This is a genomic window from Streptomyces sp. NPDC104226 (assembly GCF_055584085.1).
Genome location: NZ_JBVJMS010000013.1, coordinates 63,118 through 78,619, shown reverse-complemented (window position 1 = coordinate 78,619; position 15,502 = coordinate 63,118). Strand labels below are relative to the sequence as shown.

The following is a 15,502-nucleotide window of genomic DNA, read 5'->3' as shown; positions in this document are numbered from 1 at the left end:
CGGTGGTTCCCCCTTGGTCTGCGGTCCGTCCCGGACCCGGCTCTTTCCTGCCCGGTTCCGGTGGCCTCCGGTGTTTCCCGGCGGCTCCTTGTGACCACAACTCTGCCGTTCGGAAAGGCTCCGTTCGAGGGCTGTCACGCGCAGCTTGCTGCGTTCTGCGAGGTCACTTACTGCACCGTCCGAGACCCCCTTGTGGACCGTAAGGCGGAAGCGGAATGGATCATTGCCGTAGCCTCGACCCGGGGTAACAGGTAGATCTAGGCCGGGTAATGACCGGCCACGGCGTTGGGGGAATCCATGGGGGATCCGGATCTGGCGTTTCTCGATATCGATCCGGAGGACGAACGGTTCTACCGCGTCCTGCTCAGGAGCGGTGGCGCGGATCCCGAACAGCTCGTGCGGCACGCCGATCTGGACGAGGAGGCGGTACGCGTCCTGCGGGAACGGGCCACGGCCCTGGGGCTCGCCGCGATGACCGACGGGCTGCTGCGCCCGGTCAGTCCCGCCAAGGCGGTGCAGCACCTGATCGACGCCCGGCTCGCGCGGATGCGGCAGGAGCTGGAGTCGAAGGCGGCGGCGGACGCGGTCGTGGCCTCGCTGCTCGCTGAGCGGGACGCGGCCACCACCTCGGACGCGATCGCGGGGGCGGACCGGCCCCCCATGGAACGGCTGATGGGCATCGAGCAGGTGCGGGCGGCCATCGACGAGCTGACCTTCTTCACCCGGTCGGAGTCCATGACCACCTGGCCCTCCGGGGTGATGCGGCCCGAGATCATCGAGACCTCGCGGCCGGCCGACGCCCGCATCCTGCGGCGCGGCATCCGGATGCGCAGCCTGTTCGGGGCGGCCGCGCTGGACGATCCGGCCACGATGGCGTACCTGCGGGAGATGGTCGGCAAGGGGGCGGAGGTGCGGGTGTCCCGCCTGGACCTGGAGCGCATCCTCATCTTCGACCGGGCGGCGGCGCTGACGCCGATCGACCCCTCCGACAGCAAGCGGGGAGCGCTCCTGACCCGTGAACCGGGCCTGGTGACCACGCTGGTGTCCCTCTTCGACCGGATGTGGGGACAGGCGCAGGAGATACCGGCGGCGGCGGACGAGGAGGGGCCGGCCGTGTCGGGCGAACGCCCGACCGAGCTGGAGCGGCGGATCCTGGAGTCGCTGTGCACGGCCGACAAGGACGAGAACGGGGCGCGGGACGTGGGCATCTCGGTGCGGACGTACCGCAAGTACGTGGCGACGCTGATGCACCGGCTCGACGCGTCGAACCGGTTCCACGCGGCGCTGCTCGCGCGGGAGCGCGGCTGGATCTGAGCGGGGCGGCCCCTGCGGCCGCCCGGTAAGCACGGAGTCCGCGTCGGAGCTGCTCCCCCGTCGCGGACTCCGGTCAAGCCGGCCGGACCGGCTAAGACGGCCACGGCTAACCGCGGGACCGCTGGAGGGCGCGGGCGCAGGAGAGCACGCCGACGGCGAGCACACCCATGACCACGTACCGCGCGGTGCCGTCGAACAGCACGGTGGACGAGGCCAGCAGGGCGATCAGCACACCGGTCGTGACGGCGAGCGGGTTCTTCTGGGTCTGGGCCATGGTGGTGGCTCCTTCGGAAGCGGGGATGGCCATTCCACTCTGACAGCGGGCACCGCCCGCCCGGCCCGGTTCCGGGTGCAGCTTCCGGCATTCCGCCTCGCAGCATGCTGCGAGCCGGCCGTGCCGGGTCAGTGCGGGGTGCGCGGCGTGTGCAGGCCCGTGACGACCATGTGCGTCAGCAGGGCGTAGCTCTCGTCCAGGTCTTCGGGCAGGGCGAAACCGCCTCCGGTTTCGAGGGAGACGAAGCCGTGGGCGGTCGCGCGCAGGCAGCGGGCCGCGTGGACGGCCGCGGAGTCCTCCAGGCCGTAGGCGCGCAGGGTGGCGAAGAGGATGGTGATGAGGCGTTCCCCCGCTTCGGCCGTGCGCGGTTCGGGGCTGTGCAGCAGGGCCGCGTACCGGTGGGGGTGACGCAGGGCGTAGCTGCGCCAGGCCGTCATGAACGCGCGGATCGCCTCGTCGGCGGAGCGGCCGATGACGGCCATGCCGATCTCGTCCGCCATCTCGTCCATGATCCGCGCCGACAGGAGGTCGCGGAGCTCGGCGAGGCTGCGCACGTGCTTGTAGAGGGAGGGGGTCGCCACGCCCGCCCGGCCCGCCACCGCCGACAGGGTCAGGCCCGCCGGCCCCTCCGCGTCGACGAGGTGGAGCGCCACGTCGACGACCGCGGCGGCCGAGAGCGAGGCCCTGGGCCGCCTCTTTCGGATCTTGTCGGCCGAGTCCGCGGTGTCTGGTGCCGTGCCTGGGCGTGTTGCCGGGGCGCTCGGGTACTGGGCGTACTCGGTCGCCTCGGCAGTGGGGCCAGGCGCGGTGCCGGGCGTCGCGGACCCGGCAAGATCCGAAAGAGACGGCTCAGGCACGGGCGGTCTCCTTCAGGAAGGACAGGATGGCCGCGGCGGTTTCGGCGGGGAACTGCGCGTGGGCGTAGTGGCCCGCACCCTCGATCGTGACGAGGCGGCCGCGCCCGGCGGGCAGTTCGGCGACGATGGCCGCGCCCTCGGCGACCGGGTCGGCCCAGTCGCAGTCGAGGTCGCCCTCGACGATCAGCGCGGGGCACCGGACGTCGCCGAGGCGCGCGCCGGCGTCGGTGGGGGCGGACATCCCCATCGCGGCGACGACGGCCATCCGGCCCGGCCGCCCCAGGTCGGCGTCGAGCGCCTCGAGGTGGGCGGCGTGACCGGCGGGGCGGGCGCCCGGGTAGGCGTGGTCGAGGTAGCGCTTCCACAGCCCCTTGCTGCGCAGGATGCCGGTGCCGAGCAGCAGGAGCATGCCCTTGCGGTAGCGGGCGTTGGAGCCGAGGGCCCCGAAGTCGATCTTCTGGGCCCTGGTGAACGGGCTGATCTCGACGACGGCGTCGACCAGCGCGGGCTCCTGCGCCGCCGCGATGGTGGCGGCGCCGCCGGCGAAGGAGTGGCCGACGATGACGGCCGGTCCGTCGAGGTGCCGGATCAGGCCGAGCAGGTCGCCCGCCACGTCGGTACGGGTGTACGAGGTCCAGCCGGTGCTCGATTCCCCGTGTCCGCGCAGGTCCGTGGAGGCGACGCGGTACCCGGCGGCAACGAGGAGGGCCGCGGTCTCGCGGTAGGCGGCGCGGTTGTCGCCCATGCCGTGGGCGAGCACGATCAGCGGACCTTCGCCCGTGACCTCGTACGCGAGGCGTCCGCCTTCGGTGTTCAGAAACTCCGTCATGACCCGTCCCCCAGAACTGGTGACCAACGCTGTGGCTAATGTCTGTCACTCACAAGCTAATGCCATTAGCCACAGTGGTCAACCCCAACCCCACACCCCTACTTCGGGTCGCTGTTGAACTTCGCGGCCGACCAGAAGTACCCGAGGACGACGAGGCCCAGGCACCAGGCGAGTGCGATCCACCCGTTGTGGCCGATCTCGGTGCCGAGGAGCAGCCCGCGCAGGGTCTCGATGGCCGGGGTGAAGGGCTGGTACTCGGCGATCGGCTGGAACCAGCCCGGCATCCCCTCGACCGGCACGAAAGCGCTGGACAGGAGCGGCAGCAGGATCATCGGCAGCGCGTTGTTGCTCGCGGCCTCGGCGTTCGGGCTGATCAGCCCCATGCCCACGGCGATCCAGGTCAGCGCCAGGGCGAACAGCACGAGGAGCCCGAACGCCGCGAACCACTCCAGGACGGTGGCGTCCGTGGACCGGAACCCGATGGCCACCGCGACGGCGCCCACGAGCACGACGCTCGCGATCGACTGCAGCACGCTGCCGACGACGTGCCCGATGAGCACCGACCCGCGGTGGATCGCCATGGTCCGGAAGCGGGCGATGATCCCCTCGCTCATGTCGTTGGACACCGACACCGCGGTACCGATGGTGGTGCTGCCGATGGTCATCAGCAGCAGCCCCGGCACGAGGTACGCGATGTAGTCGGACCGGTCGCCCCCGATCCCCGCGCTCATCACATCTCCGAAGATGTAGACGAACAGCAGGAGCAGCATGATCGGCGTCAGCAGCAGGTTCAGCGTCAGCGACGGGTAGCGGCGCGCGTGCAGCAGGTTGCGGCGCAGCATCGTGGACGAGTCGCGGACGGCGAGGGCGAGGGTGCTCATCGGACGTTCTCCTTGGACTGGTTGGGGACGCCGGCCGGGCCGGTCAGGGCGAAGAACACGTCATCGAGATCGGGCGTGTGCACGGTCAGCTCGTCCGCCTCGACACCGGCCGCGTCCAGCCGCCCGAGGAGGGAACCGAGCTCACGCTGACTGCCGTCGCTGGGAACCTGCAGGGTGAGCGATTCCGCATCCCGGATGGCCTCACCGAGCGCGGCCACCGCGGCCCCGTACACGGCCGGGTCGGAGAACCGCAGGCGTACGTGACCTCCGGGGATCAGCCGCTTCAACTCCTCCGCAGTGCCCTCGGCAGCGATCCGGCCGTCGTTCAACACCGCGATCCGATCCGCGAGCTGATCCGCCTCCTCCAGGTACTGCGTCGTCAGGAACACCGTCACCCCACCCGCAACCAACCCCCGGATGATCTGCCACATGGTGTGACGGGACCGCGGGTCCAAACCCGTGGTCGGCTCGTCGAGGAAGATGATCCGCGGATCCCCCACCAGCGTCATCGCGATGTCGAGCCGGCGCTTCATGCCACCGGAGTACGTGGAGGCCGGCTTCTTCGCCGCCTCGGTGAGGTCGAACCGCTCCAGCAACTCGGCGGCCACCCGCCGCCCCTCCGCCCTCGACAGGTGGTGCAGGTCCGCCATCAGGAGCATGTTCTCCTCCCCGGTGATCAGCCCGTCCACGGCCGAGAACTGCCCGGTCACCCCGATCGCCGCCCGCACCGCCTGCGGATCGGCGGCCAGGTCGTGGCCACCGACCCGGGACTGACCACCGTCGGCGGTGATGAGCGTGGACAGGATCTTCACGACGGTGGTCTTGCCGGCGCCGTTGGGGCCGAGCAGTGCGAACACGGACCCGGCCGGGATGCTCAGGTCGATGCCGTCGAGGACGGTCTTGTCCCCGTAGGACTTGCGCAGGCCGACGGTGGAGACGGCCGCCGGAGACGGGTGCCCGTCCGCTCGACGTGATGTGGGCATGACAGAAGAAGGCATGAGGCCCTCCATTCGAAGGCTGAAGTAACGGGGGGGAGGCGGCGCCGAATCGGAAGTGAGAGAAGCCGGCTCCTGGTCAGATGCCGGAGGCCAGGGCGCGACGGACGTCGATGTTGCCGTGCTTCGTCCGGGCGCGGACCTTGACGGTGTCCGCGCTCCCCTCCGGGCTCCCGGACGCGGTGAGCGTGTTGCGCACCTGGCCGGAGCCCGAGCTGACGTCGAGCCAGGCGGCCGTACCCTCGCGGACGCCGACCTCGATGGCCCCGTAGGAGGTCTCCAGCTCCACGCTGCCGCGGGCGACGTCACCCACCCGCAGGGTCCCGTGGGCGGTCTTGGCGGTGACCGAGCCCTCGGCCCGCCGGACCTCGATGTCACCGTTGGCACCGCTCACCCGCAGCTCGCCGATGGCGGCGCCGACGGTCGTGGTGCCGTGCGAGTTCTTCAGGACGGCGGGGCCGTCGACGAAACCGAGGCGCAGGCTGCCGGAGCTGGTGCTGATCTCGGTCGCCCCCTCGGCCCGGTCCACGGTGATCGAGCCGTGCGACGCGGTCAGCTTGAGCGGGCCGGTCGTGTCGAGGCGGACGTCGCCGGAAGAGGTCTTCACCCGGACCTCGCCGAGCCGGCCCTCGCCGACCACCTGGGTCCAGGCGCCGGTCGTGTCGACGTGCGAACCCGTGGGCAGTTCGACCGTCACGTCGACGATGCCGGGCTTGCCGAACGGGCTGGACTTGGGCGTCCTGACGGTCAGCACGCCGCCCGCGAACGTGACCTCGGTCTGCTCGGCGGTCCGTACGTCCTTGTCGCGCTTCGGGTCCCGGGGCTGCACCGCGACGACGGTGTCCCTGCGGTCGCCCGCGGTGAACTGGATGGAACCGGCCTCCACGTGGGCGGTGACCGAGATCGCTTCGGAGGTGTCGAAAGAAGGCATGGCTGTCCCGTCCTCTTGGGTCTTCCGGGTGTCCCCGCTGGTGGGACGTGGTGTGGGCGAACTGATGCGGTGCGGTGCGATGCGATGCAGTGCGATGGGCTGAAGGGCCCGCCTAACGGACCCAACCCGTGAAGCTCTGCCCCACGCTCTGGGACTTCTCCGCCGTACGGGGCCGGGCGCCGCCGTCGACCGCTGCCGATACGGCGCGCACCAGCCAGGCGTTGACCGACAGCCCCTCGCGGGTCGCGGCCTCCTCGGCGCGGGCCTTGAGGTGGGCCGGCAGGCGCAGGTTGACGCGGGCGGTGCCGCCCTCGTCGCCTTCGGCGGCTGCGTGCGGCGCGAGCGGTTCGGCGGCGGCCGGCTCCACGGGGGCGTGGCTCTCGCCCGCCGGCACCGTCACCACGAACTCGGGGTCGAGCCCGCGCAGCCGTACGTCGACCGAGCCGGGGGCGAGTTCACGGGTGATCTCGTCCATCGCGGCGGAGAGCACGTTGAGCAGGGTCAGCCGGGTGGCCGACTCCAGGGGAGCGGTGAGCCTCTCGGCCAGCTTGCGGGCTTCGTCGCCGCCGGCCTCGGCGGCGACGGCGAGCTCTTGGCGGAGGGTGGTGACGTAGGGCGTGAGGTCCATGTCGCACAGCATGGCACAGCAATGGCGCCATGTCGAGCCAATGTGGCACCACACCACCACCCCATGCCGCCACCACACACAAACACCCAGCTCAGCGCGATGACACCACCTTGCGCCACCGTGACACCATCCGGCACCACCGCTGGGGGAGCTGCGCCGGCGTTCTGCTCCTCGCACTGCGGGACGAGATGGGGCAAATACGGATAATGTCGAAATCCGACTACTGGGCGGAGGGCTGATGGCGCACACTCTTGTTTTCACCGGAGGCACCAGCGGCATCGGCCGCGTCGCGGTCGGCGAGTTGCTGCGACGGGACTCGGAGCTGCACCTGGTGCTGTTCGCCCGGGGGGCCTCGGCCGCTGACACAGTGTCCGCGCTGCCCACGGGCGCGGAGCGGGTTTCGGTGGTCCGGGCAGATCTTTCGCGCCTGGCCGACGTCCAGGCGGCGGCGCGCGAGGTGGCCCGGCGCCTGGAGCGCGGCGAGCTCCCGCCGCTGCGGGGGATCGCGGGCAACGCCGGCGTCTCGCTCACCGACGCCGTGCACACCACGGACGAGGGCTTCGAGACCACGTTCGCGGTGAACGTGCTGGCCAACCACGTGCTGTTGGCGGAACTGGCGCCGAGCCTGCAACCCGGGGCCCGCGCCACCGTGACGGTCAGCGACACCCACTTCGGCGACTTCCGGCACAACATGGGATCGATGCCGGCGCCCAGGTGGGCCGCCCCGGAGGTCTTGGCGCGCCCCGGGACCTTCCCCGACCCGACTTCGGTCACCGCGGGCCGGACGGCCTACACGACCAGCAAGCTGGCCGCGATCCACCTGGTGCACGCGTGGGCGCCGCGGATGCCCGAGGGCACCGGGATCGTCGCGTACAACCCGGGCGTCGTCCCCGGGACTGGCCTGTCGCGGGACGCCGGTGCGATCGGGCGGTTCATGATGATGAGGGTCGTGCCCCTGATGGCCCTGACACCGCTGGCCGACACCATGCCCGTGGCGGGCCGCAAGCTCGCGGCCGTGGTCACGGGGCGGACCGGCGCGCCCTCCGGTTCCTACATCGACCGCACGCACATCACCCCGTCGTCGCGCGAGTCCTACGACCCCGGGCGCGAGCAGGCGCTGTGGGACTTCGCCGAACACGTCCGGACCGGCCTCGCGGCGGCACCGGCCGGGCGCGACGCGCAGGGCTGACCGGCTGGCGACCGGCCTGGAGGAACACGGGCGTCACCGTGATCATCGGCCGTCCGGCAAAGCGACCCATTCCGGAAGCACCGGCACCATTCAGCCCCTCCGGCGTTTGAGGAGCGGGGGTCCGGGAGCTGGCCCCCGGCAACGGCGCCGCACGCGGCACGGGTCCGGGCGGAGCCCGGGGAACGGTGGAAGGGCGGGTAGGGGACTCCGCCCCGCGCAGCGGCACACCCCGCAGCCAGGCGGGGGCCAATCCGGGGCCAAGGGCCAGGCCCGGCCCGGGGTCAGGGGGTGGAGGCCGTTCGGCGGGCGTAGTGGCGGGCCGCCTTCGCCCGGTTCCCGCACCCCGTGCTCGTGCACCACCGCCGGGTCCCGTTACGACTGACGTCGTGGAACAGCAACCCGCACGTCGGATTGGCACAACTCCGCACCCGCTCCCGCGCAGTGCTCAGCAACCGCAGGTAATCCGCCGCCACGAGATACCCGAGCAGCCGCCCCGAATCGGGCGCCTCCAACCGCTCCACGGGCCCGGAGGCAGTGAGCAGCCGCCGTATTCGCCCCGCGTCGAGCAGCCGGTTGAAGGCGTCGAGCGCCATCGGCCCCGCATCGGGGCGCCCGGCCACACCGGCGAGCGCGGTACGGGCGGCCCGCACGGCGGTCAGGGTGGTCCGGTCGGCCAGCAGCTCGCCGCCGGCGTACGCGGCGGCCGCCCGGGACCCGGCCAGCCAGCACGCGAGGCCGGCGGTGGAGTCCAGCAGGTCGTAGCGGCCGTACCGGTCGTGCCAGAGGGTGTTGAGGAGGTCGAGGCTGAGCGGCTCGCCGGTCAGCGGACGCGGATCGGGCGCGCTCGGCGCCACGGCCGTGGCTCCTGCTCGGTCCACGCTCACCCCCGCGGCCCGAGGTGCACGGGTTCGGGGGCGGCCGCGAAGGCGCAGTAGGGCGACGAGCCCTCGGCCCGGTACAGCTCCACGGCCTGCGGCGCCGCGAGGATCCCGGGCAGGATCAGCTGCCACAGCCGGGTCAGGTGCCCGCGCAGCGGCCCGCAGGACCGGCCCGGGCGGACCTTCTCCGCGCGCAGGCACACGTCCATCCCGACCAGTGCGTACACGAGCTGCGCGGCCGTTCCCCAGGGGTCGGCCGCTCCCTCCAGGGCGTCGGCCAGTTCCTCGCGGACGGCGTCGGTCCAGGAGACGCTGCCGTCGGGGTAGTGCACGAACTCCCGGGTCAGCCGGGCGCCCGCCCGTACGACGGGGTCGTGCCCGAGCCGCCCGGCGACCGCGTGCGTGATGTCGACGGCGGCCTGCAAGGGCCGGATCCCGCGGTGCGGTACCGCGCCCAGGGCGACCAGGACCGCCTGCCGGGCTTCGGTGCGCACCGCTCTGACCAGGTCGTCCTTGGCGGGGAAGTGGTACATCAAGGCGCCCTTGGTCACTCCTGCGGCGGTGCAGATGACGGCGAGCGAGGCCCCTTCGTAGCCGTAGAGGTCGATGGCCTTGGCGGCACCGTTGATCAGAGCCCGGCGCGTCCGCTCGGCTCGCTCCTGCTGCGCCATGGGCGCTCCTCGTGCGTAGGGGGGTGGAGACGTACGGGTGGTGGGGGGGGGGGGGGGGGGCCACCCCCCCCCCCCCCCACCACCCGTACGATCAGGCCGCGGTGCCGGCCGGGACGGAGGCCAGGCTGTCCTCGAAGCTCTTGCGCAGCTGGGCACGGCGGAGCTTGCCGATGCCGGTCTTGGGGATCTCGGACCGGTCGACGGGCAGCAGGTGCGGTACGTCGACGCCCAGCCGCTCCCGGACGCGTTCGCGGATCCGCTCGCCCTGTTCACCGGTGATGGAGAGGGTGCCGGTGCGCGGGCTGAAGAAGACCGCGAGCTCCTCGTCTCCGCCGGGCTCGGCGGTGACCAGGGAGGCGACGGTGTACGAGGGCTCGATGAAGTCGAGTTCCTCGACGGCGGCCTCGATCTCGTGGCCGTGGTAGGCGATCTCCCCGAGCTGGATGACGTCGTCGGTGCGGCCGGTGACGGTGAGGATGCCGTTCTCCACGTAGGCCAGGTCGCCGGTCTTGAACCAGCCGTCGTCCGTGAAGGACTGGCGGTTCTGCACGGGGTTGTCGTAGTACCCGGAGGTGATGGTGGAGCCGGTGACCTGGAGGCGGCCGGTGACGCCCCACGGCACGAGGGCGCCGTGCTCGTCGACGACGCGGATGCGGGTGCCGGGCTGCGGGCGGCCGACGGGCACGTAGCGGTCGTCGCCGGCGGCGGCCTCGGTGAACTGGCAGTCGGCCACGCCGGCGGTGGTCTCGGACATGCCCCAGCCGGGGAACATGGCGGTGGCGGGCAGCCCGTAGGGGGCCAGCAGGTCCAGGAAGCGGCGGACGACGCCGGAGCGGACGGCCTCGCCGCCGTTCATGATGTAGCGCAGCGGGCTCAGGTCCCAGCCGCGGCCCTCGAAGCGGTCGGCCTGGTCGTTGACGAGCACGAAGGCGAAGTTGGGCGCCCAGGTGGTGTCGGCCCGGTGGGCGGAGACGGCGTCGAGCCAGCGCAGCGGGTCCTCGAGAACCCACTGGATCTTGGCGTGGACCTGGGCGGCGCCGAGGAAGACGTCGCGCGCGTGGAACATGACGAGGCCGCCGATGTGGTCCAGCGGCATCCAGTTGAAGGTGCGGGTGTCCGCGTCGAGCTTGTTCACGCGGGAGGTGGCCGCGCTGCGCGTGAGGATGTTGCGGTGGGTCAGGGTGACGGCCTTGGGCACGCCGGTGCTGCCGGAGGTGAGCAGCAGGACGGCCGGGTCCACGGCGTCCGGCTCGTGCCAGGCGAGGTCCGGCTCGTGGGCGGTGCGCAGGCTCGCCACGTCGCCCAGGTGGGCGGCGGTCCAGTCGGCGTCGGCGGTGACGGCGGGCGCGATCTCCTGGCCGGTGCCGGTCAGGACGCGGGGGCGGCCGTAGCCGGCCCAGACCCGCTCCAGCAGGCCGGGGCCGTTGACCGCGTCGGCGCTAACGGGCAGCGGCAGGAAGCCGCCGAGGATGCAGGCCCAGAAGCCGGAGAGGAGATCGGCGTCGTCCGCGGACTGCAGGATGATCTTCTCGCCGACCGCGGCGCCGGAGGCGCGCAGGCCGGCCAGGACGCGCGAGGCGTCGTCGAGGAGCTCGGCGTAGCTCTGGTGGACCTCGGTGCCGTCGGCGCGGATGTACGTCACCCCGCGGCCGTCGGCCGTGCCCTCGCTCTCGGCGACGGCGCGGACGAGCGCGGCGCCGAGGTGCGCGACGCCGGTTTCGGGGGCGGGCCCGCCGTCGAGCAGCGATATGCCGGTGCCGGTCATGCCTGGTTCTCCTCTTGCTGAGCGGTGTCGGACGCGGAGTCGGCGGGGGTCGCGGTGGCCACGATGACGAGCGGGCCCCGGCCGTGGAAGGGCGCGGGCTCCTTGCGGAACCCGCCGTACTCGGCCGTGATGGTCAGTCCCGCCGCGGCCAGCAGTTCGCGGACCTCGGGCCCGGTCAGGACGGCCTGGTCGAAGAAGTTGTCGTACATGGCGACCGTGCCGTCCGCGGTGCGGACCAGCAGGGTCTCCTCGTTGCGCCAGTTCGCGGCGTGCGCGTTGATGAACTGGCGGGCCAGGCGGGTGATGAGGACCCCGTCCCGGCGGTGGTGGCCGACGCTGTTGGGCTGGAAGGAGTCGACGAAGTTCAGCATGTGGCCGAATTCCAGGACGACCTGTCCGCCGGGGTTCAGCAGCTCGCGCACGGAGCGCAGGACGGCCGGGAGCCGGCCGCGGTCCAGGTAGTTCAGCGTCATGAAGAGGCTGTACACGAGGTCGTAGCGCTCGTCGGTGCGGTACTCCTCGGCGCGGGTCTCCACGTAGGAGATGCCCTCGTCGCCGGCGGCCCGGGCGTACTCCAGGAAGGCGGCGCTCTGGTCGACGCCGGTGCCGCGGTGGCCGCGCTCGCGCAGGGCGCGCAGGTTGGAGCCGGTGCCGCAGCCCAGGTCGAGGACGGTGCCCGCGTCGGGGAGCAGGGATGCGAGGAACTCCGTCTCGGCGTCGAGGTTGCGGAAGTCCTTCCGCATGATCTCGTAGTACTCACCGGGGAATTCGAAGCTCGTGCCGGTCAAATCCGTCATCCTCCTCGGATGTCAGTGCGCGTCGGTCGGTGTGCTCGTCGGTCGGTGCTCGGCGGCGGCGGTCCCCCACGGGGGGCACGGCGGCTTCTGCGAGGACCCGGCCCCTCCGTGGGCACGGGCTCTCCGTGGCCACGGCCCTACGTGGGCACGGGCTCGCGCATGGTCCGGTAGCCGCGCGGGGTGAGGCCGTACCGGTCGCGGAAGAGCCGGCTGAAGTGCGAGGCCTGGTAGAGGCCGGACCGTTCGCCGATGACCCCGACGGGCAGGTGTTCGAGCCGCGGGTCGCGCAGCTCCGACCGGCAGCGGGCGAGGCGTTCGTCCCGGATCCACCGGGCAGGGCTGGTCCCCTGCTCCTGGAAGATCCGCTGGAGGTAGCGCAGCGAGACGTTGTGGTGCTCGGCGATCGCCTGCGGGGTGAGGTCGGGGTCGGAGAGCCGCGCCCGGATGTACGCCTGGATGCCCAGCATGAGGTCGTGCCGGGCCACCTCGTCCTCGGCGGCGACATTGCGCAGCCGGTCGGCGAGGACGGCCGCGGTCAGGCCCGCCACGGTGGCGCCGACCCGGTCGACGGCGGCGTGGATCTCGGTGCCGTGGTCGTGGAGTCCGGCGAGGAGCTGGGAGAGCAGGGCGCCCGCGCCCATCCGTCCGCACCAGCCGGTGGCGGTCAGCTTGGCGGTGTCGCCGGCCGACATGCCGAGGTGGCGGTGCGGCAGCTGGACCTCGACCAGGTGGAAGGGCCGGGGCAGCACGAGGCGGTACGGGCGGCTGGTGTCGCAGCAGATGATCTGCGGGCCGCTCGCCTGGCCGCGGCGGCCGTCCTGGTGCACGTGGATCTCGCCGGCCAGCGCCCGGAACACCCGCAGGGACTCGGCGGGGTCGGGGCGGATGTGGCGACCGGGGCGCACGGCTTCGTGGGCCTCCCCGGTGACGAGGGAGATCGTGACGTCTCCGAACTCGCGGCGGACGGTGGTCCCGTGCACGGACTCGCTGTGCGTACGGATGACCCGTGCCGTGCAGGTGGCGGGTGCGGCGAGCGCTGGACTGCGGTCCGGCACGAATGCGCTCGGCACGCGGAGGGGCAGCATGTCCATCGTTCTCCTCGCTCCGGGAAGCGTCGTGTCATGACAAGCAAGCCCATAGAAACATACCTTCATGCAGGTACTCGATCGCCATCAGAAGTTCCAATCGACTGGGCCTCACCTCGGCTTTCATGCGCAAACAGGCCAGGAACAGGCGCATTTACGCAAGCCAGACCACAGGTCGGCCGGTACAGTTGAGGACGAGGACTGGCCGGACAACGCGGCTTCACGTGCGGTCATGGATGTAGTTTCCGAACGAGGGGTATCACGTGACGATCAAGGTCGGCATCAACGGATTCGGCCGCATCGGCCGCAGCTTCTTCCGCGCCGCCCTTCAGCGGGGCACCGGCCTGGAGGTGGTCGCCGTCAACGACCTCACCGACGCCGCGACGCTGGCCCACCTGCTCAAGTACGACAGCACGCTCGGCAAGCTCGGCCACGAGGTCAAGGCCGTCGAGGGCAACCTCGTCATCGACGGGCGCACCATCCGCGTGACCGCCGAGCGCGACCCCGCGAAGCTTCCGTGGGGCGAGCTGGAGGTGGACGTCGTCATCGAGTCCACCGGCGTCTTCACCGACGCGCACAAGGCCCGCGCCCACCTGGAGGCCGGCGCCCGCAAGGTCATCATCAGCGCGCCCTCGAAGAACGAGGACCTGACGATCGCCTTCGGCATCAACGACGACCTCTACGACCCGGCCGTGCACGACATCGTCTCCAACGCCTCGTGCACGACCAACTGCCTGGCCCCGCTGGCCAAGGTCCTCGACGACGCGCTCGGCATCGAGCACGGCCTGATGACCACGGTCCACGCCTACACCGCGGACCAGAACCTCCAGGACGGTCCGCACAGCGACCTGCGCCGCGCCCGCTCGGCGGCGACGAACACCGTGCCGACCACCACCGGCGCCGCCAAGGCCATCGGCCTGGTCCTGCCGCAGCTCAAGGGCAAGCTCGACGGGTACGCGCTGCGCGTGCCGATCCCGACGGGCTCGGCCACCGACCTCACCGTCCGCGTCGGCCGCGCGACGACGGCCGAGGAGGTCAACGAGATCTTCGCGAAGGCCGCCGAAGGCCCGCTCGCGGGCATCCTCACCTACACCGACGAGCCGATCGTCTCCAGCGACATCGTCACCGACCCCGCGTCGTGCATCTTCGACTCGGGCCTGACCAAGGTGATCGGCGACGGCCGCCAGGTCAAGATCGTCGGCTGGTACGACAACGAGTGGGGCTTCTCCAACCGTGTCGTGGACACCGCCCTGCTGATCGGCGCCCGCTGACCTGCGCCCCGTAGACGAGCACCCGCCGACGGCGACCCCGTCGGCCGCGGTGCCCGTCCCGACCGGAGGATCCCGATTCCCGTGATCAAGACCCCCCATCACGAGGGTGAACAGGCCGTCCAGAAGCAGGCCGGCGAAGGCGGTCCCGGCTGGGGCTCGCCCATGTTCGACGACGTGATCCAGCCCGGCTTCGACCAGTACCTGATGCGCCAGCGCATGCTCTTCCTGGGCGGCGCCGACGCGACGGGCGCCATGTGGTCCTCGCTGGTCACGGGCGACCCCGGCTTCGCGCTGCCCACGAGCCGGCGCACGATCACGCTGTCCTCCCTGCCCGTGCCGGGCGATCCGCTCGCCGAAGCCTTCGCCGAGACGGCCGACATCGGGCTGCTCGCCCTCGAACCGCACACGACGACCCGGATCCGGATCAACGGCGTGGCGCGGCGCGAAGGGGACTCCCTCCACATCCGCACCGAGCAGGTCCTGGGCAACTGCCCCAAGTACCTCCAGGTACGGGTCCCGGTCGCGGACGGGCCCGCGTCGGCGGCCCGGGAGACCCGGGACGGCGACGCGCTGACGCCCGAGCAGGAGAAGTGGATCCGCGGCGCGGACACCTTCTTCATCGCCAGTCAGGCCGACGGCTACGGCGCGGACTCCTCGCACCGGGGCGGCGAAGCCGGCTTCGTCCAGGTGGCGGGGCCGCGCAAGCTGGTCTGGCCGGACTACTTCGGCAATTCCTTCTACATGACCCTGGGCAATCTGCAGCTCAACGAGAACTGCGGACTGCTCTTCCTCGACTGGGAGTCCGGCCACACCCTGCAACTCACGGGCAAGGCTCGGATCAACTGGGCCGAGGGGGACCGGGCGGACGTGCCCGGAGCCCTGCGGATGTGCGAGTTCGACATCGAACGCGTGGTGCAGATCGACGGGGCGACCCGGCTGCGCTGGGCGTTCGGCGGTCCCTCGCCCTACAACCCGCCGGCACCGGCTCGGGGCTGAACCCCCTCAGCCCCGAGCCGTCCCCCTCCCCCGGCCCCCTGGTCACCGTCCGGCCGCGCCGCCTCCCCCGTCGGCGCGGCCGGACGGTGTTGTACCCCCGCCCGGCACGCAGCGCACGCGCACCACGCCGCCCACCCACCC

At 71.9% G+C, this 15,502-nt stretch carries 16 protein-coding genes; 4 read left to right on the top strand and 12 right to left on the bottom strand.

All coding sequences use genetic code 11. The annotated features are described in order from the left end of the window. Positions 1 to 297 precede the first annotated feature (297 nt). On the top strand, positions 298 to 1,314 hold the full coding sequence (locus ACZ60J_RS33705) for a helix-turn-helix transcriptional regulator (protein ID WP_469687799.1): 1,017 nt from the start codon (positions 298 to 300) through the stop codon (positions 1,312 to 1,314). Positions 1,315 to 1,420: 106 nt separating this feature from the next. Here ACZ60J_RS33705 and ACZ60J_RS33700 read toward each other — a convergent pair whose 3' ends face one another. The 7 genes from ACZ60J_RS33700 to ACZ60J_RS33670 all read right to left on the bottom strand — a co-directional run bounded on the left by ACZ60J_RS33700 (position 1,421) and on the right by ACZ60J_RS33670 (position 6,709). Further along, on the bottom strand, positions 1,421 to 1,588 hold the full coding sequence (locus ACZ60J_RS33700; protein WP_469687798.1) for a hypothetical protein: 168 nt from the start codon (positions 1,586 to 1,588) through the stop codon (positions 1,421 to 1,423). Positions 1,589 to 1,716: 128 nt separating this feature from the next. Beyond that, complete coding sequence (locus ACZ60J_RS33695; protein WP_469687797.1) at positions 1,717 to 2,445, bottom strand: TetR/AcrR family transcriptional regulator; 729 nt, start codon at positions 2,443 to 2,445, stop codon at positions 1,717 to 1,719. Beyond that, complete coding sequence (locus tag ACZ60J_RS33690) at positions 2,438 to 3,274, bottom strand: alpha/beta fold hydrolase (RefSeq protein WP_469687796.1); 837 nt, start codon at positions 3,272 to 3,274, stop codon at positions 2,438 to 2,440. The genes ACZ60J_RS33695 and ACZ60J_RS33690 overlap by 8 nt, the downstream gene beginning before the upstream one ends. Positions 3,275 to 3,372: 98 nt before the next feature. Next, the gene (locus ACZ60J_RS33685) at positions 3,373 to 4,155 is read right to left on the bottom strand and encodes an ABC transporter permease (protein WP_469687794.1); all 783 of its coding nucleotides are present in this window, start codon (positions 4,153 to 4,155) and stop codon (positions 3,373 to 3,375) included. Then, positions 4,152 to 5,153 (bottom strand): ATP-binding cassette domain-containing protein, encoded by a 1,002-nt coding sequence (locus ACZ60J_RS33680; RefSeq protein WP_469687792.1) that lies wholly within the window; start codon positions 5,151 to 5,153, stop codon positions 4,152 to 4,154. The genes ACZ60J_RS33685 and ACZ60J_RS33680 overlap by 4 nt, the downstream gene beginning before the upstream one ends. Before the next feature lie 76 nt (positions 5,154 to 5,229). Beyond that, positions 5,230 to 6,081: a DUF4097 family beta strand repeat-containing protein gene (locus tag ACZ60J_RS33675; RefSeq protein WP_469687791.1), complete on the bottom strand. Its 852-nt coding sequence runs from the start codon at positions 6,079 to 6,081 to the stop codon at positions 5,230 to 5,232. Positions 6,082 to 6,193: 112 nt separating this feature from the next. Next, a complete protein-coding gene (locus ACZ60J_RS33670) occupies positions 6,194 to 6,709 on the bottom strand; it encodes a toxin-antitoxin system HicB family antitoxin (RefSeq protein ID WP_469687789.1) in 516 nt (171 codons plus the stop codon). 238 nt (positions 6,710 to 6,947) lie between these two features. On the opposite strand from ACZ60J_RS33670, the gene ACZ60J_RS33665 reads away from it, so the two are divergent. Further along, positions 6,948 to 7,898, top strand: coding sequence for an SDR family NAD(P)-dependent oxidoreductase (locus ACZ60J_RS33665; protein ID WP_469687788.1), 951 nt, complete (start codon positions 6,948 to 6,950; stop codon positions 7,896 to 7,898). 281 nt (positions 7,899 to 8,179) lie between these two features. On the opposite strand, the gene ACZ60J_RS33660 is transcribed toward ACZ60J_RS33665, so the two are convergent. The 5 genes from ACZ60J_RS33660 to ACZ60J_RS33640 form a co-directional block, all read right to left on the bottom strand. Then, entirely contained in the window at positions 8,180 to 8,752 is a 573-nt protein-coding gene (locus tag ACZ60J_RS33660) for a CGNR zinc finger domain-containing protein (protein ID WP_469687786.1), read from the bottom strand. A 26-nt stretch (positions 8,753 to 8,778) separates the two neighbouring features. After that, the gene (locus ACZ60J_RS33655; RefSeq protein WP_469687784.1) at positions 8,779 to 9,447 is read right to left on the bottom strand and encodes a TetR family transcriptional regulator; all 669 of its coding nucleotides are present in this window, start codon (positions 9,445 to 9,447) and stop codon (positions 8,779 to 8,781) included. Between the two features lie 91 nt (positions 9,448 to 9,538). Continuing rightward, positions 9,539 to 11,212, bottom strand: coding sequence for an AMP-binding protein (locus tag ACZ60J_RS33650; protein ID WP_469687782.1), 1,674 nt, complete (start codon positions 11,210 to 11,212; stop codon positions 9,539 to 9,541). Then, complete coding sequence (locus ACZ60J_RS33645) at positions 11,209 to 12,009, bottom strand: class I SAM-dependent methyltransferase (RefSeq protein ID WP_469687780.1); 801 nt, start codon at positions 12,007 to 12,009, stop codon at positions 11,209 to 11,211. The genes ACZ60J_RS33650 and ACZ60J_RS33645 overlap by 4 nt, the downstream gene beginning before the upstream one ends. A 137-nt stretch (positions 12,010 to 12,146) precedes the next feature. After that, entirely contained in the window at positions 12,147 to 13,100 is a 954-nt protein-coding gene (locus tag ACZ60J_RS33640; RefSeq protein WP_469687779.1) for a helix-turn-helix domain-containing protein, read from the bottom strand. Positions 13,101 to 13,357: 257 nt separating this feature from the next. Here ACZ60J_RS33640 and gap point away from each other — a divergent pair, with 257 nt between their 5' ends. Both gap and ACZ60J_RS33630 read left to right on the top strand, forming a co-directional pair. After that, positions 13,358 to 14,365 (top strand): type I glyceraldehyde-3-phosphate dehydrogenase, encoded by a 1,008-nt coding sequence (gene gap, locus ACZ60J_RS33635; RefSeq protein WP_382756757.1) that lies wholly within the window; start codon positions 13,358 to 13,360, stop codon positions 14,363 to 14,365. Between the two features lie 81 nt (positions 14,366 to 14,446). Continuing rightward, positions 14,447 to 15,361, top strand: coding sequence for a pyridoxamine 5'-phosphate oxidase family protein (locus tag ACZ60J_RS33630; protein ID WP_469687777.1), 915 nt, complete (start codon positions 14,447 to 14,449; stop codon positions 15,359 to 15,361). The last annotated feature ends 141 nt before the right edge of the window (positions 15,362 to 15,502 follow it).

Bases quoted from the DNA above. Each gene is read 5' to 3' on its own strand.
- ACZ60J_RS33705 (WP_469687799.1), top strand. From the start codon at position 298: ATGGGGGATCCGGATCTGGCGTTTCTCGATATCGATCCGGAGGACGAA.
- ACZ60J_RS33700 (WP_469687798.1), bottom strand. From the start codon at position 1,588: ATGGCCCAGACCCAGAAGAACCCGCTCGCCGTCACGACCGGTGTGCTG.
- ACZ60J_RS33690 (WP_469687796.1), bottom strand. From the start codon at position 3,274: ATGACGGAGTTTCTGAACACCGAAGGCGGACGCCTCGCGTACGAGGTC.
- ACZ60J_RS33685 (WP_469687794.1), bottom strand. From the start codon at position 4,155: ATGAGCACCCTCGCCCTCGCCGTCCGCGACTCGTCCACGATGCTGCGC.
- ACZ60J_RS33680 (WP_469687792.1), bottom strand. From the start codon at position 5,153: ATGCCTTCTTCTGTCATGCCCACATCACGTCGAGCGGACGGGCACCCG.
- ACZ60J_RS33675 (WP_469687791.1), bottom strand. From the start codon at position 6,081: ATGCCTTCTTTCGACACCTCCGAAGCGATCTCGGTCACCGCCCACGTG.
- ACZ60J_RS33670 (WP_469687789.1), bottom strand. From the start codon at position 6,709: ATGGACCTCACGCCCTACGTCACCACCCTCCGCCAAGAGCTCGCCGTC.
- ACZ60J_RS33665 (WP_469687788.1), top strand. From the start codon at position 6,948: ATGGCGCACACTCTTGTTTTCACCGGAGGCACCAGCGGCATCGGCCGC.
- ACZ60J_RS33655 (WP_469687784.1), bottom strand. From the start codon at position 9,447: ATGGCGCAGCAGGAGCGAGCCGAGCGGACGCGCCGGGCTCTGATCAAC.
- ACZ60J_RS33650 (WP_469687782.1), bottom strand. From the start codon at position 11,212: ATGACCGGCACCGGCATATCGCTGCTCGACGGCGGGCCCGCCCCCGAA.
- ACZ60J_RS33645 (WP_469687780.1), bottom strand. From the start codon at position 12,009: ATGACGGATTTGACCGGCACGAGCTTCGAATTCCCCGGTGAGTACTAC.
- ACZ60J_RS33640 (WP_469687779.1), bottom strand. From the start codon at position 13,100: ATGGACATGCTGCCCCTCCGCGTGCCGAGCGCATTCGTGCCGGACCGC.